This is a genomic window from Stenotrophomonas sp. GD04145 (genome assembly GCF_029835135.1).
GTDB lineage: Bacteria > Pseudomonadota > Gammaproteobacteria > Xanthomonadales > Xanthomonadaceae > Stenotrophomonas > Stenotrophomonas maltophilia_P.
Genome location: NZ_JAODZG010000001.1, coordinates 26,296 through 49,887, shown reverse-complemented (window position 1 = coordinate 49,887; position 23,592 = coordinate 26,296). Strand labels below are relative to the sequence as shown.

24 protein-coding genes are annotated in these 23,592 nt (G+C 66.6%); 8 read left to right on the top strand and 16 right to left on the bottom strand.

The window, feature by feature from the left end:
- The first annotated feature begins 31 nt into the window (after nucleotides 1-31).
- Nucleotides 32-409 carry an EF-hand domain-containing protein gene (locus tag N7367_RS00240; RefSeq protein WP_279941461.1) on the top strand — a complete coding sequence of 126 codons (378 nt, stop codon included), beginning with the start codon at nucleotides 32-34 and terminating at the stop codon, nucleotides 407-409.
- Between the two features lie 78 nt (nucleotides 410-487).
- Here the strand turns inward: N7367_RS00240 and N7367_RS00235 are convergent, their stop codons facing one another.
- The 11 genes from N7367_RS00235 to N7367_RS00185 form a co-directional block, all read right to left on the bottom strand.
- On the bottom strand, nucleotides 488-910 hold the full coding sequence (locus N7367_RS00235) for an H-NS histone family protein (protein ID WP_279941460.1): 423 nt from the start codon (nucleotides 908-910) through the stop codon (nucleotides 488-490).
- Nucleotides 911-987: 77 nt separating this feature from the next.
- The gene (locus N7367_RS00230) at nucleotides 988-2,469 is read right to left on the bottom strand and encodes a porin (protein ID WP_279941459.1); all 1,482 of its coding nucleotides are present in this window, start codon (nucleotides 2,467-2,469) and stop codon (nucleotides 988-990) included.
- 32 nt (nucleotides 2,470-2,501) lie between these two features.
- Entirely contained in the window at nucleotides 2,502-3,506 is a 1,005-nt protein-coding gene (locus N7367_RS00225; protein ID WP_279941458.1) for an alpha/beta hydrolase, read from the bottom strand.
- Between the two features lie 222 nt (nucleotides 3,507-3,728).
- Nucleotides 3,729-4,679: a lytic murein transglycosylase gene (locus tag N7367_RS00220; protein WP_279941457.1), complete on the bottom strand. Its 951-nt coding sequence runs from the start codon at nucleotides 4,677-4,679 to the stop codon at nucleotides 3,729-3,731.
- A 19-nt stretch (nucleotides 4,680-4,698) separates the two neighbouring features.
- Complete coding sequence (locus N7367_RS00215; RefSeq protein WP_279941456.1) at nucleotides 4,699-5,382, bottom strand: hypothetical protein; 684 nt, start codon at nucleotides 5,380-5,382, stop codon at nucleotides 4,699-4,701.
- A gap of 11 nt (nucleotides 5,383-5,393) precedes the next feature.
- Entirely contained in the window at nucleotides 5,394-5,990 is a 597-nt protein-coding gene (locus tag N7367_RS00210; RefSeq protein ID WP_279941455.1) for an NADPH-dependent FMN reductase, read from the bottom strand.
- An 82-nt stretch (nucleotides 5,991-6,072) separates the two neighbouring features.
- Nucleotides 6,073-7,296: a hypothetical protein gene (locus N7367_RS00205; RefSeq protein WP_279941454.1), complete on the bottom strand. Its 1,224-nt coding sequence runs from the start codon at nucleotides 7,294-7,296 to the stop codon at nucleotides 6,073-6,075.
- Entirely contained in the window at nucleotides 7,293-9,824 is a 2,532-nt protein-coding gene (locus tag N7367_RS00200) for a TcfC E-set like domain-containing protein (RefSeq protein WP_279941453.1), read from the bottom strand. The genes N7367_RS00205 and N7367_RS00200 overlap by 4 nt, the downstream gene beginning before the upstream one ends.
- A gap of 83 nt (nucleotides 9,825-9,907) precedes the next feature.
- Nucleotides 9,908-10,405 (bottom strand): CS1 type fimbrial major subunit, encoded by a 498-nt coding sequence (locus tag N7367_RS00195; protein ID WP_279941452.1) that lies wholly within the window; start codon nucleotides 10,403-10,405, stop codon nucleotides 9,908-9,910.
- 66 nt (nucleotides 10,406-10,471) lie between these two features.
- Nucleotides 10,472-11,215, bottom strand: a complete 744-nt coding sequence (locus N7367_RS00190; protein ID WP_279941451.1) for a CS1 fimbrial subunit B flags: Precursor — start codon at nucleotides 11,213-11,215, stop codon at nucleotides 10,472-10,474.
- A gap of 170 nt (nucleotides 11,216-11,385) precedes the next feature.
- The gene (locus N7367_RS00185; protein WP_279941449.1) at nucleotides 11,386-11,892 is read right to left on the bottom strand and encodes a hypothetical protein; all 507 of its coding nucleotides are present in this window, start codon (nucleotides 11,890-11,892) and stop codon (nucleotides 11,386-11,388) included.
- Nucleotides 11,893-12,181: 289 nt separating this feature from the next.
- Between N7367_RS00185 and N7367_RS00180 the strand changes: the two genes are divergently transcribed.
- Nucleotides 12,182-12,487: a hypothetical protein gene (locus tag N7367_RS00180; RefSeq protein ID WP_279941448.1), complete on the top strand. Its 306-nt coding sequence runs from the start codon at nucleotides 12,182-12,184 to the stop codon at nucleotides 12,485-12,487.
- A 33-nt stretch (nucleotides 12,488-12,520) separates the two neighbouring features.
- Here N7367_RS00180 and N7367_RS00175 read toward each other — a convergent pair whose 3' ends face one another.
- Nucleotides 12,521-12,724, bottom strand: a complete 204-nt coding sequence (locus N7367_RS00175) for a hypothetical protein (RefSeq protein ID WP_279941447.1) — start codon at nucleotides 12,722-12,724, stop codon at nucleotides 12,521-12,523.
- 90 nt (nucleotides 12,725-12,814) lie between these two features.
- Nucleotides 12,815-13,459, bottom strand: coding sequence for a response regulator transcription factor (locus N7367_RS00170; protein ID WP_279941446.1), 645 nt, complete (start codon nucleotides 13,457-13,459; stop codon nucleotides 12,815-12,817).
- An 83-nt stretch (nucleotides 13,460-13,542) separates the two neighbouring features.
- Here N7367_RS00170 and N7367_RS00165 point away from each other — a divergent pair, with 83 nt between their 5' ends.
- Together N7367_RS00165 and N7367_RS00160 are read left to right on the top strand one after the other, a co-directional pair.
- Nucleotides 13,543-14,181, top strand: a complete 639-nt coding sequence (locus N7367_RS00165; protein WP_279941445.1) for a response regulator transcription factor — start codon at nucleotides 13,543-13,545, stop codon at nucleotides 14,179-14,181.
- Between the two features lie 266 nt (nucleotides 14,182-14,447).
- Nucleotides 14,448-16,874, top strand: a complete 2,427-nt coding sequence (locus N7367_RS00160) for an ATP-binding protein (RefSeq protein WP_279941444.1) — start codon at nucleotides 14,448-14,450, stop codon at nucleotides 16,872-16,874.
- Here the strand turns inward: N7367_RS00160 and N7367_RS00155 are convergent.
- Nucleotides 16,848-18,422 (bottom strand): alpha/beta fold hydrolase, encoded by a 1,575-nt coding sequence (locus tag N7367_RS00155; RefSeq protein WP_279941443.1) that lies wholly within the window; start codon nucleotides 18,420-18,422, stop codon nucleotides 16,848-16,850. The genes N7367_RS00160 and N7367_RS00155 overlap by 27 nt on opposite strands.
- Nucleotides 18,423-18,627: 205 nt before the next feature.
- On the opposite strand from N7367_RS00155, the gene N7367_RS00150 reads away from it, so the two are divergent.
- Together N7367_RS00150 and N7367_RS00145 are read left to right on the top strand one after the other, a co-directional pair.
- Nucleotides 18,628-19,539, top strand: a complete 912-nt coding sequence (locus N7367_RS00150; RefSeq protein WP_279941442.1) for a hypothetical protein — start codon at nucleotides 18,628-18,630, stop codon at nucleotides 19,537-19,539.
- Nucleotides 19,540-19,632: 93 nt separating this feature from the next.
- Nucleotides 19,633-20,328 carry an HAD family phosphatase gene (locus N7367_RS00145; RefSeq protein WP_279941441.1) on the top strand — a complete coding sequence of 232 codons (696 nt, stop codon included), beginning with the start codon at nucleotides 19,633-19,635 and terminating at the stop codon, nucleotides 20,326-20,328.
- Between the two features lie 45 nt (nucleotides 20,329-20,373).
- Here the strand turns inward: N7367_RS00145 and N7367_RS00140 are convergent, their stop codons facing one another.
- Nucleotides 20,374-20,799, bottom strand: a complete 426-nt coding sequence (locus N7367_RS00140) for a VOC family protein (protein WP_053515885.1) — start codon at nucleotides 20,797-20,799, stop codon at nucleotides 20,374-20,376.
- A 14-nt stretch (nucleotides 20,800-20,813) separates the two neighbouring features.
- Nucleotides 20,814-21,272 carry a helix-turn-helix transcriptional regulator gene (locus N7367_RS00135; RefSeq protein WP_279941440.1) on the bottom strand — a complete coding sequence of 153 codons (459 nt, stop codon included), beginning with the start codon at nucleotides 21,270-21,272 and terminating at the stop codon, nucleotides 20,814-20,816.
- 204 nt (nucleotides 21,273-21,476) lie between these two features.
- Between N7367_RS00135 and N7367_RS00130 the strand changes: the two genes are divergently transcribed.
- Both N7367_RS00130 and N7367_RS00125 read left to right on the top strand, forming a co-directional pair.
- Entirely contained in the window at nucleotides 21,477-22,349 is an 873-nt protein-coding gene (locus N7367_RS00130; RefSeq protein ID WP_279941438.1) for an NAD(P)-dependent oxidoreductase, read from the top strand.
- Nucleotides 22,350-22,445: 96 nt separating this feature from the next.
- Nucleotides 22,446-23,585, top strand: coding sequence for an SPFH domain-containing protein (locus N7367_RS00125; RefSeq protein ID WP_262100603.1), 1,140 nt, complete (start codon nucleotides 22,446-22,448; stop codon nucleotides 23,583-23,585).
- Nucleotides 23,586-23,592 lie beyond the last annotated feature (7 nt).

The window sequence follows — 23,592 nt, the reverse complement described above, 5'->3', positions numbered from 1 at the left end:
AACACAACACTCATCAAGGGAGAACTGACTCATGAAGAAGACCGGACTTCTGATCGCGCTGTGTGCGATGCCTGCCCTCGCCCATGCCGCCGGCAACGACCCAAGGCAGGTCTACGTCGATTCCACGTTCTCGGCAATGGACGCCAACGCCGATGGCCGCGTCGACAAGCTCGAGTACGCGAAGTACCAGAACGCACGCTTCAGCAAGCAGGCCGATTCCATCGATGCAGCCTTCAAGGCAGTGGACAGCAACAAGGACGGCAGGATCAGCAAGGATGAGGCTGCCATCGTGCCCGAGATCGCCAAGTACTTCGCGGGACTGGACGTCAATGGCGACGGCTACCTGTCACTGGCTGAAATGCAGCAGGCGATGGTGGCGGCACAGACAGCCGATGCCCCGGTGAAGTAAGTCCGGGCGGCAGGTCCGGGGCCGGATGTTGATCCAGGCCCCGGACCCGCGCCGGTGGGGCGCGAGGCAGCCCGCCCATCACTTCTGCTTGAACACACTCCTGCGCCCGATGACCACATCCTTGCCCGTCGTCGGCCTGGCCAGGCCCGGAATCAGGAAATCGGTCGCGCTGCGACCGTGCCGGGTCTTGTCCGCAAGCCAGCGCGGCATGCGCCCGCGACCGGTCCAGGTATTCCGCCGGTTCTCGGGGTCGCGATATTTGGGTGCGACCTTGCCTGTCTTCCGGCGCCTGCGGGAAGCGCCGCCCGCAGGCACGGACACCGCGCTGGCGCCGGCGAACAGTTCCTCGATTGAATAACCGCATTCCGCGGCGGCGGCGACCAGCTCGCGCCTGACGACGGCCGCGGAACGTCGCTGTGCGAGCAGCTGCAGCCGCCGCTCGGCGGCCGCGATGAGTGCCTTCAGCTGCCGCTCGTTCAGCGCCTTGATATCGATATGCATGGCACGCAGCGTGGTGGGGGCGCCGTGACCTGTCAAGGGATGCTCCGAGGGTGCCGCACCCGGATCGCCGGCCGGGCTCAGAACGAGACCTGCGCCCGTACGCCGACAGTATTGCCGGAATCCGGCCCCTGGGCATTGCCCACCTTGTTGTCGGTCTTCCAGTGAACGTAGTTCAGCATCAGGCGGGACCAGTTGTTGAGGTACCAGTTCAGCCCGAGCGTCCATGCCGTGCCCTCGCCGCCGCGGGCGGCATCGAGAAAGTCGTAGCGGTCATAGCGGGCCGCCAGCTCGAAGGCGCCGATGCCGCCTTCCTGCACGGGGCGAAGTACGCGCGTGGTGCCCCAGACGCCGGATCGGCTGCTGAATCCGGGACGCTCGCCGGTGATCAGCCAACCTGCGTAGACCGATGTGGCCTGCTGGTCGACCGGGTCGACCGTGCGCGACTCGATGGTGCGCGTGGTGTGTTCGGCAAAGGCCCACACCGGGCCGTACACCCCACCCAGTTCCAGGCCCCAGGCGCGGTTGTCGGTGACGTTGGCGATGGAACTGGCCGATACGCGCACGTTGCCGTTCCAGCCCAGTGCGATCGGCGAGGTCTTGTTGATGCTGCCGACGTCCTGGCCGAGATCCTCGTACCAGTACCAGCCGCCCAGGTGCAGGAAGCCGGCCTGGCCACGCAGCGGGTTCCAGTGCGCGCGCAGCAGATACGCAATCGTGTCGCTGGCCGTGCTGTCATTGCCAATATCGTCGCCGGTCACCGCGACGCTGGCATGCCAGCCATCGCCGATCACCTTGGTGGTGACGCCCAGTCCGTAGTACCCGCTCTGCTGGGCGCCCACCGAGGCCACGGCATTGCGCTGCATGAAAGGCGTGTTCACTCCACTGGTGCCACCGTCGAGGCCACGGTCCTTGAGCTTGTTGCCCACGTAGATCTCTGTCGGCAGCCCTCCCATCCGCGTGTCCCAGGACAGGTAGGTGTCCTTCAGTGATACCTCGTTGCCAGCAAAGTCCGCATCGATCTTGTAGCCCAGCGGTCCCATCTGTCCCTCTGCACCCAGGCGGCCGCTGGCCAGATCGGTGCCGGTGACGTTGCGCGCGTCGAATCCGGATCCGTGGGTGGTGCTGAAATCCACCAGCACGCGGCCACGGGGATGGAAAGTGAACTGGCCATCACTGCTGCGCAGCTCGGGCCCACCCTTGCGCCAGCGCACATTGCCATCGCCTCCCCCACCGGTCGCGGCAAGCTGGGCCACCTGTGCCTGCAGAATGGCCAGGTCGTCCTGCCGGGTGTCGGCGATTGCGGCGGCTACCTGCGCGTCAACGTTGGCGTCGCTGCCGGGCACTGCGGCAGCGCCCTGCGTTCCCCCTTCCAGCGCAGCCAGGCGTGCGCTCAGCTGCTGCAGCAGGGTTGCCTGTTCGCGCAGCTGTCTGGCCTGCTCCTGCACCTGTGCACGCAACCCGGCTTCGGTATCGCTGGCCGCGGCCAGCACGGAGGATGACGCCAGCAACAGGCCGCCGCCGGCAGCCGCGGCGAGCGCGGCACGCTTCAGTGAATTCATGGAGTTCTCCCGAATGAAGTACGGTGCGCGGCTCAGTCGCCCGCGCCATCGTCGTCCAGCGCAGGCTGGGGCTGAGGTGCAGCGGCCGGCATCGCCTGGCCACCGTTCGGGGGCAGCCGCGCAGGCGCTGCCCCGAGGTAGCCGTGGCTGCGTGCCCAGTTGGCGAAGAGCCGCGGCCACTGCGCCACCAATGTGCCGGGCCGGCCCAGCCCCCAGCTGTGGCCTCCGGCCTCGAACAGATGCAGCTCCACCGGAATACCCGCTGCATGCGCGGCCTGGTACATCGCCACGCTGTGGCCGACATCCACGATGCGATCATCCACGGCCTGGGCCAGGAACACCGGCGGCATGTCCTTGCGGATGTGTTCTTCGACCGAATATGCCTGCTGGGCGTCGTCCTGGCTCGCCAGCTCCCGCTTCGACCGGGTCTGGTCCAGCGGCGCACGCATTGAAACGACCGGATAGATCATGCCGAGGAAATCCGGCCGCGCCGACAGCTGGTCGGCCGCATCCACCGGCGCATACAACGGGGCATCGAAGCGCGTGGCGACGATCCCGGCCAGGTTGCCTCCAGCGGAAAAGCCCAACGCGCCGATGCGCTCCGGATCGACCCCCAGGCTGGGCGCCTGTGCGCGCATCAGCCGCATGGCGCGCTGGCCATCCTGGAAGGGCGAGACAGGTGCCCATCCATCGGCAGGCAGCCGGTAGTAGACGACCGCAGCCGTGACCCCCAGCGACTGCAGCCACTGCGCCGTCGGCTTGGCGGCGCTGCCGATCTGGATCCGGAAGTAGCCGCCACCGCCGAAGATCACCACCGCGGAGCCGTTCGGCTTCAGCGGCCGATAGATCTCCATGCGCGCATCGCTGATGCCCGAGACCGCGCCCTTCGCGCTGCCTTCGATCCCGATCCGTTCCGGGCCACGCGCGCGTTGCTGCCAGTGGCCCTGCGGCCACAGCGGAACCACCTCGGGTGCAGGCACAGGCGATGCCGCCGGCGCCGCACCCGCAAGCAAGGGATTCAGCAGCAACACAAGCATTGCCAGCCTGCGCAGTCTCCCCATGTACAGACTCATCTCACGCCCCTCCCTTCGGCCTTCACGGGACGAAGTGTGCGTCGAGCCGCGCGGGGCTCCTATAGCCGGATGGGACTAGCTGTGCTGCGTATTTCTGTGTGCACTGCAACATCGTCCTGCGCCCCGCCGATGTCCGTGGCGCCGACCGCCGGCACTGCCTGAAGTCATGGCTCCAGCACGACCTGCCTACCGCGCCCCGGTACTGTCGGGAACGCACGCCGGCGTCCAACCACTGGCGCTGAACAGCGCCTCTGCGGTTTCGGGCCTTACATCCAGCAGCTCGGCAATGGCCTTCTGCCTGTCGTCGGCGCGGTTGACGTACGCCCGCGCGATGCGCTGCCCGACCCAGTAACCCAGATCGCCGCGGCGGGTGTCGTCGCCAGGGCCGTTGTACAGCCACCGCGACAGGTCGGTGCTGTCGCGCTGCGCGACGAATTCCCGTTCCAGGGCGCATTCGCGCCCTGCGGCCCAGCGCCGCAGATGGCTGTTGGCGGGCTGCCCGGAGATCAGTTCACCCACATACTCTGCACCGCCCTCCAGCAGCGTCTGGTACAGCAGCGTAGGCGCCGGTACTTCAACAGCGGCGCCGTGCTGTTGCACGTGCACATACTCGTGCGCGATCAGGTGCACGAAGCGTTCCGTCACATCGGCCTGCATCCAGTCCGCGTTGCAGAGTGTCTCCAGGCCGATCACCACGCCGTCGGGCGTGGTAACGCCACCGGTGGTGCCCCGTCCGACGAGGAGGGTGACCGGAGGAAAACGGGCCGACGGCACGATCTCGCCGAGATTCCGCAGCGCACGGGCCACTCCGCTGCGGATGCCCGGCAGTGCCGCAGCACACGTGCGCGCCTTCACATACAGCGCCGGCTTCTGCTGGATTGCATCGGCAAGCCGCTGCATCGAGCCGATACGCAGTTCGCTGAACTGATGCAGCGCATCGCTGCCCGGCTCCAGATAGCGGCGCTGCAGCAACAATGCATCCGGCCTGCCACCGCTGGCGTCCATCACCGCGAAGAAGCGTGTCACATCATCGGTTCGCACGATGGGCGCGCGCGCCCGAGTCTCCGCCTGTGCGGCCGTGGCCAGCAAGGCTATTGCCAGCCCACCGGCGATCCATCTGCAGATGACCGATGCCATCGACCGCCGCGTCCGGCGTCTACTGCGCACCGGCTTCCGGGGCCAGCGTATGCACCACCCTGCCCTGTGCATCGAGAAACTCGATGGCACCATGGCCTTCGGCAGTGACGGTCAGGCGCAGGCGGGTCCGGTCCTGCTTGTCATTCAACGCGATGGCCGGCGTGCCGTCGGCGCCCACTACCATCTGGATGCGCGTCGGAACCTGCACCCCCGGCACCAGCTTGTTGCCCAGTGCGGCATCGCGGATCGGTGGCGGCGCCTGGTTGATCGAGAACCGGACCTCGCCATCGGGCGATACCCGCCAGCCGATCGCATCCATGGCCGGGTGATCCAGCGCCAGCACGGCCATCCCGCCGTCGATGTCGGCGGTGCCGAATCCGCCGCGTTCACTGCCCTTGTCGTCGTACAGCACCATGCCCGCCACGTTGAACGCGCGCTTGTACTGGATGCCATCGATGATCGGCGCTGGCGTCTGCCCCGACAGCGTCATGCGGATCACGCCCTTGTCATCCACGATGTCGATGCGACGGGCCGTGATCCGCTCGCTGTCAGGACGTTCGACGCGAGTCTGCGGCGAGCGGTCGACAATCAGCCGCTGCAACTGCTCGGCCGACGGGCGCTTGGCGCTCTTGTCTGATTCGGCCCAGGCAGTGCCGGTCAGCATCGCGGCCAGTGCAAGGGCAAGGCATCCGATTGGTTTCATACGAGTGTGGTTCATGGCGTGCGCTCCCCGCGCAACTGGTGAATCCAGCTCTGGAACCCCTCCAGGAAGCGGTGCAACCGCTTGCGGGTGGCGTCATCGAAGTCGTTCGTCGCGGTGTCGAGTGTCGATGCCGCTTCGGCAATGTACAGCTGCGGCGAGGTCATGACGAGTGCCCCCATGGCGGCCAGCGCGTGGCGCAGCTGCGATTGTGCCAACCGTGTGCCCCACCGCCCCGGGGTGGCGCCCATGATGGCGACCGGCTTGCCGGACAGCACCTCACCCAGCGCGGCATCGTTGCGCGACAGCCAGTCAAGGGTGTTCTTCAGCACGCCCGGCAGGGACTGGTTGTATTCGGGCGTGGCGATCAGCACGCCGTCGGCCGCCGCAATCGCAGCACGCAGGCGTATCACGCCGTCCGGACCGCCCGCAGCGTCTGCTTCCAGGTCTTCGTTGAACAGCGGGACGTCAGCGATGCTGTCATGGGCGGTCAGCGACAGGCCAGCCGGCGCCGAGTCCAGTGCAGCGTCGATCAGGTGCCGGTTGTAACTGTTCCGGCGCAGGCTGCCGGCGAAGGCGAGTACACGCAGGGGGGCGGAATTGTCAGGCATCAGAGGTTCCCAGGAAGGACCGGATGGAGAGCACTCGTTCGAATGCTCTGCAGATCATGCCAGACACCCACACGTCGCAGCGCTATGGATCTGCGTCGAACACCACGGTGACGCTGCCCTGATACGTGGTGCCCGGGTGATCCAGCATCTTCCGTACCGGCTCGCCGTTCACGGCGAACCGAAGCGTCGACGAACGCCCGATGATGACGGCATCGGCGGTGAATACAGGCGGAGGCTGGTTCACCCGCAGCGGCAGATCCACCACCTGGCGGCCGCTCGCGCGATCACGAAAACCTGGCAATGTCAGGCTGACATCCAACGGAACGTCATCGGCATCAACACTCGTATTGCGGATCCCGCAGCGCCCGTCTGCCTGCAGGTGCTCGCACTGCATCGAGACACTGAACTGGCCCGAACTGCTGATGTGGAACGGAACTTCCTGCTGCAGCCGCGCCGGTGCGATGCCATGGTCGGTCCACTGGCTCCACCCGCCTTTGGGCGCCAGCACCGCGTGATCCATGCCGGGGGCCACATCCAACCGGAACGCATGGCGCACCTCCAGGCGGAAATGCACGTTCACCAGGCTGTCGGACAGGGATACCCGGTGCCCGAGGTCGAAGTCACTGCCCTGCCCGGTTCCCCCGAACGAGAAGCGGGTCGAACCGGTGTAGATGCCACTGCGCATCTCCAGCGGCGCCGGGGTTTCCAGCGCATAGACGAAATCCAGTGCTGGAATGGCATAGTTGTTGGTGTTCACCCAGTGCAGGCCGCAGGCGACGGCGCCCTGTCCGTCGTCGCGGCGCAGCAGCATGCGCATGACAGTATAGGCACTTGATCCTGTCACCCCATACGAGCAGTTGTTCGGTCCGCCGCTGGAGTAGAACCCGCTCGACGCCCCGTCCCTGTCCTCGTCGGTGAACCGCATCGCCGCCCCGATCACCCGCAGGGTGAGGTCGAAGCTGCTGGCGCCATCCTCGGACGTGACGGTCACGGTGCGCGGTGCCGGCATCGCGATATAAAAGCCATCCGGGCCGTAGTCCGCATTGCGGATCACCTCCTTGCTGCCACGGACGGTCGTATCGATGCTCCACCAGTTGTTGGCGATGCAGGTCGCCATATGCGCATTGGCGCAGACCCCGCTCCACGGCGTGGTATTGACGAATCCCCGTTGGTTGGGGTTTGCCAGGTCCGGCTTGAACTCGGCCGTGATGTACACGTCGCCCGCCTGCGCGGCCAGCGCTGGCAGCAGCATCAGCATGCCAAGGGCAAGCCGGCGAAGAAGGCGGTAGTGCGCAAGGAACATCATGGCGCTTCTCCAGCGTGGCCGGCCGCAGCCTGTGCGGCCAAGGCCGAAGGTGGACATCTGAGGATGCCGGCCATCCACATCTCCCCACGCGGGCGGGTTGTGCGGCCATCCAGCTCGAAACTGCACGTGCTGATGTCCGGATGACGCACCACCAGCGTCGGCATCCGGCTGTTCATCTCCAGGGCGAAGAAGCCATCGGCCTCGGCGACACTGCGCCCGGCATGATTGATCACGTGCGCACCGGCCAACGGCCGCCCCTGGGCATCCTGCAGGTGACCCAGCACGGTGATCGTGCTGACGACATCGACCTGGTTGTAGGCGATGCCACCCTTGTTGAGGTGATAGGGCAGCACCGACGGCTGGATCGCGGCGGCAGGCGCATGGTGATCATCGAATTCGAGCTGGATCGACCCGGGCCTGTAGGCGGACACCGGCAGCAGATTGCGGCCGGGGCGCAGGATGTGGGAGCCGCCCCGGCTGTCGTGCGCGCGGATCGTGGCGCCGGCCAGGTCCGAACGCACATCGATGATCATGCCGGTGTCAACCGTGCTGGCTTGGCCGTCGCCTGCGATCGCCAGGGTGCCTCCGCCCACGGCAAGCGTACTTTCCAGATTGACGCCCCCGCTCACACCACCGTCCAGCGAAGAGCGCTGCAGATGGAGATCCCCGCGCAGTGCAGCCGACTCGAAGTGGGCGTTGCCGCCCAGGCCGATGCCCGTGCTGTCCACGGTGGCCTGCCCGGCGACACTGCGCACGATGCTGCCTGCGAAGCTCTGCTGCACACCCGCACTGGCGTAGACGTCACGACCGCCCCGGGCCCCGGTACGTGAGCCAAGGCTGCCGCTGTAGCGCCGCCCGTCCTGGCCGAGCGCGATGTTCAGGGTGAACTCCACGCCACGATTGCGTCGCAGGCCCGAGCTGATGCTGCCGGGGCGATCGAAGACCGAGGCCCGCCAGTTGGCGTCGCTGCCGAACAACATCTGCCGGCGGCTGAAAGAAAGGTCGAAGCCGGTGCCGCGGCTGATGCCCTGGCTGTGTGAGACCCGGGCCGAGACCTGGCCATGCCGGCCGAACCCGTGGTTGACCCCGACTGCCGAGGTGCGCAGCCAGCCCTCGCGCACGGGCGAGCTGGTGTACCCGGGAAACGGCGGAGGCTCGATGAGGTCGCCCTGCACCTGCCAGCTCCGCGTATGCGAGGCGACCACGCTGCCATTGCGGTAGCGCAGCAGACCCTGCAGGTCCACGCCCTTTCCGGTCCGGTTGGAGGTATAGGCGTTCGTGTAGACATTGGCCCAGTCATTGACCTGCCAGTCGACTGAACCGGCAAGCGAGCGCTCGTCCCCGATGGATTGCACGGCAACGCCAAGTACCGCACGCGGATGCGCAAGATAGTTGACCACGCCGCCCACGGCAGGCCGGCCTGCGCCGGGATCATCGAAGCTGTCCAGCAGGCTGTCCTGCACGCCGGCAAAGGCACTGTAGCGCCAACGCCGGCTGGGATCGCGCCACTGGGCGGGTTTGTGGATGATGGACGTTGTCCGTGACGTTTCGCGTCCGTCCTCGATCACACGCAGTTCCACTTCATAGATGCCGCCAGGCAGACGTCGCGTCTCCACCTGCTGAAGCCCCGGACGGACCGCCTGGGTCAGGATCAGGCTGCCGTCACGGTAGACCTCGACGCTGCCCTCGCGGTTGGCAGTCACATATACCGGGTACAGGCTGGGCGAACGACTGTCGACCAGCAGCGTATCGGACGAACCGGCCATGACCCCGAAGGTGGTGAAACGGGTGCGTCCGGCGCCACGGGGCTGCCGTGTAACGCCGTCGAAATTCGGGAGGAACCATCCTGCACGCAGGAAATGATCCTTGAACTCACGCTGCGCGTGCAGCGACTGCAGAACATGGCGGACGCGACGATCATCCTCGCCGCTGCGGTCCGCCTGGTAGCTGGCGTCCAGTGTCCAGTTGCCGACGCTGCCCTGTGCGGCGAGCGCGTAGCGACCGGCAGCCCGCTGGCCCTCTCCGCCATAGGCATTCAACTGGTGGCGCAGGATCAGGCCGCTGCTGCCGGAATCGGGCAGCGACAGGTGGCGCTGCACCGCCAACGCCTGGCCGGCCGCTTCAGAGGCGATTGAAAGCAGGGAGCTCTCGAGGCTGTAGTGCAGGCCGGCGAGCCCATCGCGGCACGCCTTCGTGCACGGGCCGAGGGCATGTGGGGAGGCCAGCACGGCCAGCCAACGCTCGCGCTCGCTCTCGGGCTGGGTGCTGCCGTGCGCATCGGTGAACTCCAGCAACGACACCGCGTTGCCGCGGGTAAGCACGGCGCGCGCGTCGCCGAGATACTCGCCGTCCCGCTCTACCCTGACCACCAGCGGCACATCGAAGAAGTGATCGCGGAAGTCATCCGGCAGGGCATCGGACTGCTCCAGCAGATTCAGTGTGTCCAGCGCGCCCTCGGCAGCCAGCACGGCAGGCGCGGTGCAGAACAGCGCGAGGGTAATGGCGAAAGGGAGGATGCGCGGAGACATGATGGCTTCTTGTTGAGTAAGACTGACGGGCGCGCCCGCGCTCCAAAGGGGCACGGGCGCGCCCGGTCTGCACAGGACTGTGCTTACGGCGAACGGCTTTCGAACATCATCGAAACGGTGCCGCTGTAGTTGCCCTGCAGGTAGTCGCCGCCGGTCGGCGCCGCTGCGATGGACACGAGGGCACGCTTGCCAGCCGCGGCCTCGACTTCAGTCGCGACTTCAACGGCGGCCGCCGGGCCCACGGCCAGGGTCTTGCCGGCCACGGAAACCGACATCGGCATTTCACCGGCGTCCGCCGCCAGTTTGGCGTCGTAGGCAAGGTGCGCAGTGATCGCGCCCAGGCCGCTCTTCATGTCGATCTGCTTCTGCACCGGCTCCAGACGCTGCGTGGTCATGTTCCACGGCAGGTCCTGGGTTTCGCCGGCCCAGTCACCCACCGGGGAAATCTGCAGGCCGGTCGGCGACGGCACGGTGGCCGTGACGTTGATCTGCAGCGGGAACTGCTCCGGATCGGCGAAGGCGACGGCCGGCGACAGGGTAAGGGCGGCCAGGGCGGCCACGGTGATGGACTTCAGGTTCATTGCAATTGCTCCAGGGTTGGAAAATGCCGACGTGTGCGGCGGTGGACGCAGCTTCAGAGGAAGCTGCTAGTCGAGCAGGACGGATTTGCGGGATTTCCCCTCGACAATTTCAAAGCGATGGTCTTGGCCAGGCAGATGCGCGAATGCTTCGCTGCGCCCGGGCAGCAGATGCACCCTGCGCGAGGCACCGCATTGCCCGGGCCGCGTGCCGGTGCTGCACTGACGCAGGTTGTCGAGCACCACGGTGCTGTTGCCCGCGTTGTGCACCACGGTGCGGTCGGCCTGGCGATCGGTGCGCAGATCGGGCGACGGCGCTTCCGGATGCACGATGACGAAGACGCCATAGCCGGTCAGCACGTTGACGCCGGCCGCGATGGCACGGCGATAGTCCTCGGACTGCGCCTCGGTCAGGGCGAACTCGTCCTCCTTCTTCGGCAGCACAGGCACGAAGCGCACCCGGTAGTAGCGCTCCTTGTCACGATTGCCGTGGAAGAGCAGCCGCGTGGCCTGCTGCCCCTGGCGGGGAACGATGAGGCGCGAAGGGCTGGCAATCAGCGCACTGCCGTCACCGCCGTACAGGCCAGGCTCCACATCGACCTCGTAAGGCGTGTTGTCCTCCGTGTAGCGCACCTCGGTGACCTGCACACGCACGAATGCCGTGGCGTCACCGCTGTTGCGGACACGCTTCAGCAATGCGCCCTGGTCGGGCAGCAGATACTCGTACATCGCCCCGACGTGGATCGATGGCATTTCGGCGCTGGCGAACGTGGGCAACAGCAACGCTGCGCCCAGAAGAATGAGGCGTTTCATCGAGGCTCCCTTGAGGCCGGGGTGTGGCGCTGCCGACACCGCCTTCACTGAAGGGCGCTACGATAGGGAGGGGTACTCTCCCTGGGTATGCAACTTTTCCGAATAATTCGAAGTTCCGGGCCGAGCGGATGAACGGCTCAGGTTTGTGCAGTGCGCGCTGTACCGTCGAATTACGTGATGATGCCGCAGCTGGAACAGTAGTTTGACAACCCCATCAGATCGATCACGTGCCGGCGGACCCCATCGTCAGCGCACAGAATCAGCACGCCTTCGCCATCGGGCACCGAGCGGAACATGCCGTGCAGCGTGATCGGCGCCGCAGTGCGTGTGGCGATGGCGACAGTGTGGATGCGACCGCGGCCGCACGCGCTGCGGAGTGCGCGCAGTTCTGCTGCCGTGGGCGGCCTTCCTCCGTGACCGACGCCCCGGGGCTCCAGCCCGATACTGACCGTCAGCGACCGGCCCATGAACCGGCTGGTGATCACCGGCACATCGCGATCAGGGAATCGACACAGGAAGGCAATGGCGCTCCGCACCCCCACGTCTTCGGATGCAGATGATGGATCCACGATGGCAGCGTCATTGCGCGGCGTCGTTGCGGAGCCACGGCACAGGCAGTGACGCAGGTCCGACAGTACTCCGGCTCCCGCTGCGAACATCGTCTTACCCCTCGACATGATCCATGTAGGTGATGGCCACCGACCGTTCCCCGTGCCGGCGCGCCGCTCATGCTATGACTGCCAGTCCAGGCGCTCAATCGAACAACTCCGAAATTCAGCGCCGACTGCCCCACCCCTCTGTTCAGCAGCGGATGATTGATAAAAGTTCTATGGAAAGAACGCGGACTTGATTGCACTGTTGCCATATTGCACTGCAGCGAAACGCGCTGGAGCTGCACTGTCGGCGCGATGGCGCTCCGTTTGACCAGGCCGGAGATGCGGTGTTCGGATGCGTGTGTGCTTTCTGATGAAGTTCGACCTGCGGCGTGATCACCATGGCCTCGCGCCCCCGCTCTACGCCTACGTCTGTGCCCATGCGACATCGCGGGAGATCGCATTGCGCAAAGCCTCGCGCGTGCTGTCGAGAATCGTGATGGACGACAGTCAGACGAAGTGGATGATGATGGAGTGCAAGGACGTGGTGCAGGCATGTCGCTCCGGGCTTCTGCCCGTGGAAGAGACACTACTGGAGCAGGCAAGCGCGGCGAGGTCCGGCGTTGCTGCACTGTATCGGGAATCGGTGCAGATCGTGGGCGTCACGGAACAGCGATGATGTGCGGGCGCCCCACTCCACCCGCGTGGCCGCCTAGGCCTGCCGGGACACGGCGCTGCGACCGCCCACCTCGTCGTGACGATGGTTCTCCCACGTGCTGCGCAGCTGCCTCCGCTGCGGCGCGGATGCATACATGTAGCCGTTCAATGAATCAAGGAACCACCGCTGCTGCTCGACATCCAGTGCAGCGAACCGTGCAAGCACTCCGGCTACGCAGGCATCCAGTTCAATGGTCATTCCGCTCCCCCGGACTACGAGTTAAGTTGCAGTCACTGTATGGATGGCAGTTCACTTCCACAATCGAACTAGTTTGCAAATGCCGCAGGCCTATCCGCCATCGGCACAGGTCACCCAGCCATTGGCAGCAGCATAGCGATGGACATCGATGGTGCTGTTGAGGCCGAGCTTCTTCATCGCCGAGCGCTTCTGTGCACTGATCGTCTGTACGCTGCGGCACAACTGGCGGGCCACCTCGCGCTGGCTGTAGCCTTCGACCAGAAGGCGCAGGACCTCCAGCTCGCGCCCCGACAGCACCACGCCCGGTGACTGCTCATGCAGCGAAGCGAGTTCGAGCATCCGCGGCGACAGGTGGTTCCTGCCGACCGCCGCGGCGAGAATGGCCGGTGGCAGGTACTCCAGCGGATCGGACTTGGCAACGATGCATTTCACGCCGGCCCGCTGCGCATGCTCGATGATGTGGCTGCTGTCGTTCCCGGTGAGCAGGACGAGCGCCGTGCGAGGAAAGCGTCGCAGGAGGAAGCGGATCAATGACAGACCGTCTCCGTACTCGCCACCCGGCATCGAGTAGTCGATCACCGCGACCTGCACGCTGGTGGTGGCCAGCAGGTTGACGAGCTCGCTCGAATTCCTGGCACACCCCCGCAGGGACAGGTCCGGGTGTGCGGCGATGAGCCGGGCAACGCCGATGGTGACCACGGGGTGATCATCGGCGATGATGAATTCGACAGGCATGTTTCGCGCCTCCTTCTGTTGACGCTTGTCAGGTTGGCCGTGAAGTTTCCTGTTCGCGAAAACGCAATGCGAAGGAAAACACCATGAGAGACCGAGTCGAGGATGTTGTCATTGCCGACGATCATCCAATTACGCGCTTTGCGGTTGAGGCGATCGTCGATGAGCAGGCAGGATTCCAATGCCTGGCCAGCGTTGCAAACGGCGTCGAACTGCTGGACCTCCTCGCTGTCCAGCCTGCCGATGTTGCCGTCGTCGACTACTCCATGCCCGCTGGCGACGGCTGCGATGGCCTGGCGTTGGTGGATACGTTGTGCAGCAGGTACCCGGCACTGCGCATCGTGGTTCTCACCGCGCTGGACCAGTGGCCGATCATCCAGGTTCTGCTCACGCGCGGGGTGGCTGCGGTGGTCAGCAAGTCGGATGACCTGCACCATGTCGCCAGAGCACTGCTGGCCGCATCACAGGGGCGCCGGTATTTCTCACCTGCCATCCTGGCCAGCCGGGATGTGAACGGATTCGACTCCGCTGGCGAACTGCTCTCGCCCCGCGAAGCGCAGGTGGTACATCTGTTCCTGGCGGGCAAGGGTGTGAACGAGATCGCGCTCGAGCTGGCGATCACCAAGCAGACGGTCAGCACCCAGAAGCGTGCAGCAATGCGCAAGCTCGGCGTAAGCAGCAATGCCGAACTCTTCAGGTTCGCATCGGACTTGGGACTGGAGTGAGCGTGTCTGCCGATGGGGCACGCCCAGAGTCGCGTTGGCACCTCGTGTAGTGGGACGGCAGCAGCGGGCCGGGGCACGAATGATGTACGGCTCGTTCAGGTTCTCCAATACAATTAGTTGCAAAGACGCATCGGGCACTCTTTGCTAGCCTTCCAGCACCGAAATGGAGGAGCACCGGGGGGGTGACAGCACCGCGCCGCCACGGCCTCTTCAGCACAACGTCCCGTGAGATCCGCTCACGAGCTTTGCCCGCCTCTGGAAGGCCGATGAAACGATCAACAGGAATGGCCGGGCTGCTGGCTGCAGCCGCGCTTGTGCTCTGCGCGCTTGCTGCCGGCGTCCATCACTCCTCCCGCAACGACGACGCCACGCAGGCGCGCATCATCCGTGTGGCCGCCGATCCGCAGCTTGATGGAGGGCGTGCGGTTGGCTTCGCCACCGGGAAAGGTGCTTCCGCCTATCGCTACATGATGCACATCGCCGGGCTCGCGGGCGTCCGCTTCCAGTTCGTACCCACCGGATCGCCCGCGGAGGCCTACCGTCAGCTTCAGTCGGGCGAGGTGGATCTTGTGCCTTCGGTCATGGACCTGGATCTTCCACAGGATGACCGCTTCCTGGTGTCGCCACCCTACTTCGAGGGCAGGACATTGCTGTTCTCGCGAGCGGCGGGGCCCGGTTTCGCTACGCTTGGCGCGCTGGCCGGCCACGTGGTCGCCGTACGCGAGGGCAGCCAGTACGTTGACTGGATCCGGCGCCATCATCCGGATATCAAGGTGCTGGAGTTCACGGGAGTGCCGCAGATCCTCGGTGCGGTCGAGTCGGGAACGGCCGATGCGGCGCTGGGAACCGATGCGCTGTACAACCCGGTGATCCGTCGCTATTTCCAGCACACTCTGGTCGCGTCCGGTGCGGTCGCGGAGCTGCCGATCGTGGTGCGTGCGGTGGTCAGGCGCGAGGACAAGGCGCTGCTGGACACCATCGACAGCGGACTCCGCGCGCTTTCGGTCGCGCATCACCGGGACGTGATCGATGGCTGGCTGGAGACGGTGTACCGCACGCCGCCTTCGATCGGCGCAATCCTGCTGTACTACCGGACGGAAGCGATTTCCGCCGCCCTCGTCCTGCTGGCGCTGGCGTTCGCGGCCTACCAGATGAAGCAATCACGGGATCTGGCCAAACGCGCCGCGCAGGAGAAGGCAAGGATGCTGGCCGTGGTCAGCCATGAAATCCGCAATTCGGCCAATGCGCTGCTTTCGGCAACCGACCTGCTCGGCAAGGGACCCGTGCTTCCGGAGCAGGAAGAGGCCCTCGATGCAGCCCTGGCCAGTGCCTCCAGCCTCAGTCTTCTGCTGAACAACGCATTGGAGTACTCGCGATTTGAAGGAGGCAGCCGCGCAGCGGAGCCAACGCGGGTCGCGCTGCGCCCCCTGATCGAGGAGTCGGTGCGCGCGTTCCGCCCGCAGGCGCGCGAGCGCAACGTGACATGCCATGTCGAACTGCCCGGTGGCGAGCCGGGCGATCTGTGGATCGATCCCATCGTGGTGCGGCAGGTGGTCGTCAACCTGTTGTCCAACGCGATCAAGTTCACACGCAACGGTGACGTACGTGTGCGCCTGTGGGTGGAGGCCGGCACGTCCGGGCACTGCACGCTGAACATCGAGGTCATCGACAGCGGCATCGGCATGAGTGCCGAGGAGCGCGAAGCCTTGTTCTCCGACTACTGGCAGAGCCGGCAGGGACGCGCCCTGGGCGGCGCTGGCCTGGGCCTGTCCATCTGCTCACGCATCACGCAGCGGCTGGGGGGTTCCATCCGTGTGGAGAGCAGCCCCGAACAAGGCAGTCGTTTCCACGTCGTGCTTCCCGCGCGTCACGCGCGGGCTTGCGAGCCTTCTGCACCGACGCCCGCACTGCAACCGCAGGCGACTGCCACGCTTGGAAATCCATCGGTACTGATCGTGGAAGATCACATCTACAGTGCACGGATGTTCAAGGCGCAGATCGAGGCGATGGGGCTGCCGGTGACCTTGGCGGCAGACGCCGCACATGCCCTGCGCGTGATCGAGACGGATCCTCAGTTCGGCTCGATCCTGCTGGACTGCAACCTGCCCGACATGGACGGCTACGCACTGTGCCGACGGATCCGCGCGATTGAACGCTCGCGACAGCAGGGGCGTGCCAGAATCCTGGCGATCTCAGCGCTGGAAGGCGTCGAACATGCCAGGGAGTGCACCGAGGCAGGGTTCGATCACGTCGTGACCAAACCTCTCTCCACCTTCCAGCTCAGGGCCTGGCTGGGCCGGGGACCGGGGGATGAAGTCGCACGCGGAATGCTGGAGGTCTTCTGGGAATCGTATGACAGCGACCTGCAGGATCTCCAGGTCGCGGTCGAGGCGGGTGTCTGGGGCAAGGCCGGCGACCTGGCCCATCGCATCTGCGGCAGCGCGGCCATCGCTGGCGAGCGTGGCATCGAAGCCATCGCGCGGGCCCTGATGCCGGCACTGCGCCAACGCACGGCAGACCCGGCGTTGGCCCGCGACATCGCGGGCTTCATCGCAGACCTGCGATGGTATGCGGCGCATGGCACGCGGATGCAGCAGGCGCCGCTGGCAGCGGCGCCGCGCACTTCCTCCACCGTACGCGCCTCCGTCAAGGAAGGCGGCATCGCCTCAGTGCAGGGGCACCCGCAGGACTGAAGGTGCGTTGGCCGGGGAACTGAAGGTGACCGTTCCACCCAGCTGGCTGACGCCGGCATAGCGCAGGTCCACGGTGTCGATCACCAGGGTCAGCCGGCTTCCGGCCGGGATGTTCCAGCTGCTCGCTTCAAGACGCAGATCGAGCGTGCTGGCCTGCCCCGGGGTCGCGCCGCGCAGGGTGTACGGCTTGTGGCTGATCAGCTGCCCGTTGCCGAGGACGTCCTCGACGAACAGATACGCGTAGAGCGTGGTGTCGGCCCGGCTGGGGGTGACGGTGACGCGTACTTCCGGCATACCATCCAGGCGACGGGCGCTCCAGTAGACCGGGCTCTGCCAGACGCCGGCGGCATTGCGGCCAATGAAGGGCACGTAGGCGCCAGGCGCAACGTTGATCATCTGCAGGGAGCCGGACACCATCGCGACACCGGAGTTGGCGGCGGTCGGCAGGCCACTGCCGATGCGGTAGCTCCAGCCACTGCTGCGCCCGTTCTCGACCAGGCCGCCCGTGGGAAGCAGGAGTCCGCCCGGCGCGGTCAGCGCGTACTGGGTCGCGCCGGCACGGGTCGCCTGCCAGTCTGCATAGGTGGTCCAGCTGCCCTTCTGCGATTTCAGCTGCACGGCCGGGGCACGATCGATGCCGTTCGCCACGCCCTTGAGGTAGTGATCAAACCAGTCCCCCACCGAGGCGTAGACCTCATTCGGCACGCCCAGCGCACCCAGCGCCTCGTTGAGGGCATGATCGCCATGACGCAGCTGCAGCTGCTTGGGGCCGGTCAACGCATTGAAGAAGTCCACCAGCTGGCCGGGCGGGAACAGGCTGTCGTTGAAGGCATTGGCCAGGAAGATGGCGGGGCGGTTGGCGTTGATCTCCGCCACGCTGGCCGATGGGCTGCGCAGTGCCGCAACCGGCAGCAGCGATTCGACCGCGCCCTGGAAGTTGCCGGTCACCACCCTGCGGTTGATCGTGGCCAGCTCCTCACCGGGACGGCCGGTGGCCAGGCCGGCGGCCACCAGCAGGGCAATGCCCTGCGCGCTGGGGGTGTCATTGCTGTACAGCGCCGCCTGCAGGTCGGCCCAGCCGCTCAATGCGGCCACTGCCTTGATGCGCGGATCACGCGCCGCCGCCAGCAGACTGGTGCCGGCGCCGTAGGAGATGCCGGACACACCGATGCGGGCGGGATCGGCCCGGGTGTTGTCCAGCGCCCAGTCGATCAGCGCGCTGACATCCTCCACGGTGGCGGGTCCGGCGATGTCGATCGCCCCACCCGACTCCCAGAATCCGCGCGAACTGTAGCTGAGCACGATATAGCCACGCTGGGCGAGCGCCTGCGCGACGCCGACATATTCCACGCTGGGAACGGCCCAGCTGCTGGGCATGACCAGCAGCGGAAGGCGTCCCTCGCCCTGTCCCTGCGGCTGGATGACGAATACCCCGAGCGGTGTTCCGTCCCAGCTGGGTATCGTCTGATGGGTGGTGGTGACGGTCACCGCCCAGGCGGCGGGTGACAGGCCGGTCAACAGGATCAACAGCAGCAGCATCTTGCGCATCGTCGTTTCTCCCCGTCGCTGCAGTGCGACGAGCCGGACCGTACCAGTGCGAATGGTGGGAGACACCTTGCGACGCAACATGGCGGGAATGCCCCTGTCGCCGGGCCTGAACATGAATGCGGCGTGCTAGGCTCGAGCGTGCCGATGCAGGCACACAGACAGCTCCCGGCCCGTGCCGGTAGATCCGATTGCCGAGAAGAGGTCGATGGCAAAATTCCCGTTCCGGATGGCCGCATGCGTGGCTGCACTGCTGGTCATCCTGGCGATGACGGTCGTTGGCTGGCGGCGGTCCGCGGACAGCACGCCATCACCCACGACGGGCATCGGGGCCGAGGCTGCGCTGCACGGTGCGCCGGCGTCGATGGCTGCCGCGGGTACCGGACAGGCCAGGCCCGTGCTTTCACCCATGGCGCGCTACCGCGAGGCGGCCCGCCTGGATCTGCTCATCGCCGACCTGGAGCAGCGCTCGCGCAGCGGCGACGCCGACGCCAGCCTGGCCCTGAGCCGGATCTACGACGAGTGCATGATGTCCCTCGACCCTACGGCACTCGCGACGAGCGACATCCCGACCGCGCGCCGTGCGGCCCTGATACGCAGCCATGCATGGTTGCAGAGGCGCTGTGCCGGGGTGTCGCTGCGCATTCTCGAGAGCATCAGGAACGTCCGGCACTACCGAAGCCTGGCCGCCCGGCAGGGCAGTCTGGTGGCCCAGATAGAAGAGCTGATCCCGCTTGCACGTTCTGATCTGTCCCTGGCCGATCACAGGACACTGATTGAAGCCGTCCTCCTGCAGGAGGATGGCGAGGCGTACGTGGCTCTTTCCAACCTGATGGGTTCGACGGCGGCCGGCAGGCGCGAGCAGCTGCAGGGCGTTCCCGCCGGCAGCGAGGTCGCCACAGCGGCCTGGATGCTCGCAGGATGCCGGCTCGGCATCCCCTGCGGAATCGACTCTCCGCTGCTCAACCGCCTGTGCGGCCAGTCGGGCATGTGCGGGCCGGAGTCGGTCGAGGACCTGTTCACCAGCGACCTGCAGCCGGAAGACAGGGACGCTGCCCAGGCCGGGGCCGATGCGATCTTCGCGTTGGCGCATCGCATGGGACGGGAACCGGGCCTGTAGTCGGCGCGCCCTCGGCATCCCATGCGCAGCCCGGCAACCCGGCGCTGCGCGAACCGGCGATAATGATGGGCTTTTCACTGGCAGGAGTTGTCGATGTCCCCCTACCCCTTCGATGCGGTGCTGTTCGACTGCGATGGCGTACTGGTGGATTCCGAGCCGCTGGTGGCCCGCGTGCTCTCCGAGATGCTGAGTGCGCGCGGCTGGCTGCTGACCCCCGCCCAGGCAGGCGAGGTCTTTCTCGGCAAGTCCGTTGCCGGATTGGCCGGCCTGATCGAGGAGCGCACGGGAAAACCCTTCACCGCCGAATGGCTGGAGGAGTTCCGCCAGCAGCGCAATCGTGCCCTGGAGCGGGACCTGACCGCCATCGAAGGTGCCCCTGAAGCCGTGCGGGCCATCCACGCCGCCACCGGCGGCCGCATCGCCTGCGCGTCCGGCGCGGACCTGCACAAGGTGGAACTGCAACTGCGCAAGGTCGGGATGTTCGACGCCTTCGAGGGCCATGTCTTCAGCGGCCAGGACATGCCGCGCAGCAAGCCACATCCGGATGTCTACCTGGCCGCTGCCGCTTCGCTGGGCGCTGAGCCGCGACGCTGTGCGGTGATCGAGGACACCGTGACCGGCGCTGCGGCCGGCGTGGCCGCGGGTGCCACCGTGTTCGGCTTCAGCGAGGGCGGGCCGCACCACAGCACCCCGGAGGCACTGCGCGCCGCAGGTGTCCATCGGGTGTTCGCGCGCATGGATGAGCTGCCGGCCCTGCTGGCCGCCCACGCGGCCGGCGCCGTGGCGTGATCCGGTCAACCGGATGCAGCGTGGGGCCAGCCCCGCGCCCGCGGCTCATGGCCGCCGCCTCGCATCGGACCGGGCCTCGATCATCTTCCAGCCATTGCCGGAAGGATCACGGAATCCGGCATCGACCGCGCCGTAGCGCTCGACCGGTTCCTGGGTGAACTCGACCCCGCGCTGTCGCCACGCTTCGTAGGTGGCCCGGCAATCGTCCACCGCGAGCACCAGGGGCGGCATCGCCCCCTTGGCCAGCAGCTGCTGCAGGCTCGCCGTGGTGGCGGCGTCGTGGACCGGTGGGCCGGGCCGGAACAGGCCAAGCTGGACGCCGTCCTGCCCGGGGCTGCGGACCGTCAGCCAGCGGTAGTCACCGTTGCGCACATCGGTGTGCACCTCGAAGCCTAGCTTGCCGACGTAGAAGTCGAGTGCTTCATCCTGGTCGCGCACGTACAGGCCGACCACATTCACGCTGTTCGTCATGGGACCTCCCTCAGTCAGGGGGCGACGTTAGCAGCGCTGTCGCGTCGCCGCTTCTCCAGAACTGCGGTCTTCAGGTCAGGGCGTCGCGCCGCGCGGGCGTGGCACTCCGGTAACCGACCCTGCGCCGCCACCCCTGCGCGCTCGCGTTCGCGCATGGCACCCGGGCTGGCGCCGGTGATGTCACGGAAGATGCGGCCAAAGGTGCCCAGGCTGACCCAGCCGGTCGCCAGCGCGATCTCGGTGATGGGCAGTTCGGTCTCGCGCAGCAGGGCAACCGCCCGCTCGATGCGCCGGCTGAGCAGGTAGCGATGGGGCGGTATGCCAAACGCCTGCTTGAAAGAGCGTGCGAAGTGCGCCACGGACACTGCGCTGACCTCGGCCAGACGGGCGACCGGCCACGGTTCGTGGCTGGCGCGGTCCATGCAGTCGCGGGCACGCAGCAACCGGCGCAGCAGTTCCGGGCTCTGGTTCATGGCCTCCCCGCATGCACCAGGCAGGGCCACGCATCCTCCGCGCACGCCACCCCTTCAATGGCGTGCGAGGATTCGGACAGGGGCGATGGGTGTCGGGCGGCCATGAGCCGGCCCAGCCTGCGTCCCCGACTGCGTGCGGTCAATCCCTGCCGGTCGCCGGCGCCCTGCGGCATGATGGGCGCCTTGTCCCCAGCGGAAGCAGTCATGCCTGTCGGATTCATCGGGCTCGGAGTGATGGGAACGCCGATGGCGTCGCACCTGGCGCGGACGGGAAGCCAGGTACTGGGATGGTCGCGCTCGGGCCGCAACGACGCCGAGGCGGTCGCCGCCGGTGTCGAAGTGGCCGATGGCGTTGAAGACGTGTTCGCTGCCTGCGGCACGATCATCCTCATGCTCGCCAACGACGCGGCGATCGACAGCGTGCTGGCACGCGACAGCCCCGAATTCGCCGCGCGTGCTGCCGGTCGCCTGCTGATCAACATGGGGACCAGCTCCGCGTCCTATTCGCAGGCATTGGCACAACAGGTGCGCGCAGCCGGCGGGCGCTATGTGGAAGCCCCGGTGTCCGGCTCGCGGGTGCAGGCCGAAGCCGCGCAGCTGGTCATCCTGCTGGCAGGTGAAGACGAGGACGTCGCACAGGCCTCCGCGCTGGTGGCGCCGCTGGGCAGGCAATGCGTTCCCTGCGGCAATGTTCCCGCGGCATTGCGCATGAAGCTCGCCGTGAACCTGTACCTGATCACGCTGGTGACCGGCCTGGCCGAGGCCGTGCATTTCGCGGAGGCGCACGGCATTCCGCTGGGGCGCTTCGCGCAGGTGCTCGATGCCGGCCCGATGGCCAGTGACGTTTCGCGGATCAAGCTCGACAAGATGGTGCGCGGCGACTATGCGGTGCAGGCGTCGATCACCGACGTGCTGAAGAACAGCCAGCTGGTGGCTGCGGCGGCGCACGACGCCGGCATCACGGCACCGCTGATCGAGGCCAGCGATGCTCTCTTCGCTCGCGCCCAGCGGCTCGGCCTGGGCGGGCTGGACATGGCCGCCGTGCTGCAGGCGCTGCGACGGCCGCCCGCCGCCTGATTCAGCAAGGGATGGCACGCCCGCCCCCGCCCGCTGCTATATTCAGGCGGGCTCGACAGGCATGGTGCCTGTCCACGCAACAACAGGGAGTTGGCCATGGGTCTGGTACAGGCGGTGAAGGGTGCGGTCGGTGGTGTGCTGGCCGACCAGTGGAAGGATTTCTACACCGTGCCCACCGGCCTGCCGGCCACCGCAGCGCTGTTCGCTGCGGTCCCGCAGGGCACCAATGCCGGGCGCGGCTCCAACACCCAGGGGTCGTCCAACATCATCAGCAACGGCTCGAAGATCGTCGTGCCCGAGGGCTACGGCCTGCTGCTGTTCCAGGACGGTGCCATCACCGCCTTCGTCGCCGAACCGGGCGGATACGAATGGCGCTCGGACGACCTGAACTCGCAGTCCCTCTTCGCCGGCGATGGCCTGGTCAGCACCTTCATCAAGCAGAGCTGGGAGCGCTTCAAGTTCGGTGGCCAGCCGGGAAGCCAGCAGGCCGCCTTCTTCGTCTCGCTGAAGGAACTGCCGGACAACCGTTTCGGCACCCAGTCGGAGATCTACTGGGATGACGGTTTCCTCAACACCCAGGTCGGCGCGGTCACCCGCGGTTCGTACACGTTGAAGATCGTTGATCCGATCCTGTTCGTGAAGAACTTCGTACCCGCAGCCTACCTGCAACCGGGCAAGGTGTTCGACTTCACCGACCTGGACAACGCTGCCGCCACCCAGCTGTTCAATGAGGTGGTCGGCTCGCTGGCGCCGGCCTTCAGCCTGTACACCAACGATCCGGGCAAGGGCAACCGCATCACCCGGCTGCAGCAGGATTCGATCGGCTTCGCGCAGAGCCTGTCGGCCGCCGTCGAGCAGGCCTACCAGTGGCAGAGCGATCGCGGCCTGGCCATCGTCAAGACGGCGATCGTCTCCATCGAGTACGACGCCACTACCCGTGAACTGCTCAAGACCGTGCAGCGCGCCGACGCGCTGGCCGGATCGCGCGGCAACTCCAACCTGCAGGCCAGTGTCGCCCAGGGCATCCAGTCCGCCGGCGAGAACGGCGGCGCGGCAGGCCTGGTGGGGGTCGGCATGGCATCGGGCATGTTCGGTGTCGGCGGCATGCAGCAGCCGGCCACCCCGGCCGCGGATGACCCGGTGGCCAAGCTGAAAAAGGCCAAGGAGATGCTGGACCTGGGCCTGATCACCCAGGATGACTATGATGCGTTGAAGGCCAAGGCGCTGGGCCTGTAACCCGCAG

What these genes read in the sequence shown, in the direction of transcription:
- N7367_RS00240 (WP_279941461.1), top strand. Translation starts at nt 32, where the DNA reads ATGAAGAAGACCGGACTTCTGATCGCGCTGTGTGCGATGCCTGCCCTC.
- N7367_RS00235 (WP_279941460.1), bottom strand. Translation starts at nt 910, where the DNA reads ATGCATATCGATATCAAGGCGCTGAACGAGCGGCAGCTGAAGGCACTC.
- N7367_RS00230 (WP_279941459.1), bottom strand. Translation starts at nt 2,469, where the DNA reads ATGAATTCACTGAAGCGTGCCGCGCTCGCCGCGGCTGCCGGCGGCGGC.
- N7367_RS00225 (WP_279941458.1), bottom strand. Translation starts at nt 3,506, where the DNA reads ATGCTTGTGTTGCTGCTGAATCCCTTGCTTGCGGGTGCGGCGCCGGCG.
- N7367_RS00220 (WP_279941457.1), bottom strand. Translation starts at nt 4,679, where the DNA reads ATGGCATCGGTCATCTGCAGATGGATCGCCGGTGGGCTGGCAATAGCC.
- N7367_RS00215 (WP_279941456.1), bottom strand. Translation starts at nt 5,382, where the DNA reads ATGAAACCAATCGGATGCCTTGCCCTTGCACTGGCCGCGATGCTGACC.
- N7367_RS00210 (WP_279941455.1), bottom strand. Translation starts at nt 5,990, where the DNA reads ATGCCTGACAATTCCGCCCCCCTGCGTGTACTCGCCTTCGCCGGCAGC.
- N7367_RS00205 (WP_279941454.1), bottom strand. Translation starts at nt 7,296, where the DNA reads ATGATGTTCCTTGCGCACTACCGCCTTCTTCGCCGGCTTGCCCTTGGC.
- N7367_RS00200 (WP_279941453.1), bottom strand. Translation starts at nt 9,824, where the DNA reads ATGTCTCCGCGCATCCTCCCTTTCGCCATTACCCTCGCGCTGTTCTGC.
- N7367_RS00195 (WP_279941452.1), bottom strand. Translation starts at nt 10,405, where the DNA reads ATGAACCTGAAGTCCATCACCGTGGCCGCCCTGGCCGCCCTTACCCTG.
- N7367_RS00190 (WP_279941451.1), bottom strand. Translation starts at nt 11,215, where the DNA reads ATGAAACGCCTCATTCTTCTGGGCGCAGCGTTGCTGTTGCCCACGTTC.
- N7367_RS00185 (WP_279941449.1), bottom strand. Translation starts at nt 11,892, where the DNA reads ATGTCGAGGGGTAAGACGATGTTCGCAGCGGGAGCCGGAGTACTGTCG.
- N7367_RS00180 (WP_279941448.1), top strand. Translation starts at nt 12,182, where the DNA reads ATGAAGTTCGACCTGCGGCGTGATCACCATGGCCTCGCGCCCCCGCTC.
- N7367_RS00175 (WP_279941447.1), bottom strand. Translation starts at nt 12,724, where the DNA reads ATGACCATTGAACTGGATGCCTGCGTAGCCGGAGTGCTTGCACGGTTC.
- N7367_RS00170 (WP_279941446.1), bottom strand. Translation starts at nt 13,459, where the DNA reads ATGCCTGTCGAATTCATCATCGCCGATGATCACCCCGTGGTCACCATC.
- N7367_RS00165 (WP_279941445.1), top strand. Translation starts at nt 13,543, where the DNA reads ATGAGAGACCGAGTCGAGGATGTTGTCATTGCCGACGATCATCCAATT.
- N7367_RS00160 (WP_279941444.1), top strand. Translation starts at nt 14,448, where the DNA reads ATGAAACGATCAACAGGAATGGCCGGGCTGCTGGCTGCAGCCGCGCTT.
- N7367_RS00155 (WP_279941443.1), bottom strand. Translation starts at nt 18,422, where the DNA reads ATGCGCAAGATGCTGCTGCTGTTGATCCTGTTGACCGGCCTGTCACCC.
- N7367_RS00150 (WP_279941442.1), top strand. Translation starts at nt 18,628, where the DNA reads ATGGCAAAATTCCCGTTCCGGATGGCCGCATGCGTGGCTGCACTGCTG.
- N7367_RS00145 (WP_279941441.1), top strand. Translation starts at nt 19,633, where the DNA reads ATGTCCCCCTACCCCTTCGATGCGGTGCTGTTCGACTGCGATGGCGTA.
- N7367_RS00140 (WP_053515885.1), bottom strand. Translation starts at nt 20,799, where the DNA reads ATGACGAACAGCGTGAATGTGGTCGGCCTGTACGTGCGCGACCAGGAT.
- N7367_RS00135 (WP_279941440.1), bottom strand. Translation starts at nt 21,272, where the DNA reads ATGAACCAGAGCCCGGAACTGCTGCGCCGGTTGCTGCGTGCCCGCGAC.
- N7367_RS00130 (WP_279941438.1), top strand. Translation starts at nt 21,477, where the DNA reads ATGCCTGTCGGATTCATCGGGCTCGGAGTGATGGGAACGCCGATGGCG.
- N7367_RS00125 (WP_262100603.1), top strand. Translation starts at nt 22,446, where the DNA reads ATGGGTCTGGTACAGGCGGTGAAGGGTGCGGTCGGTGGTGTGCTGGCC.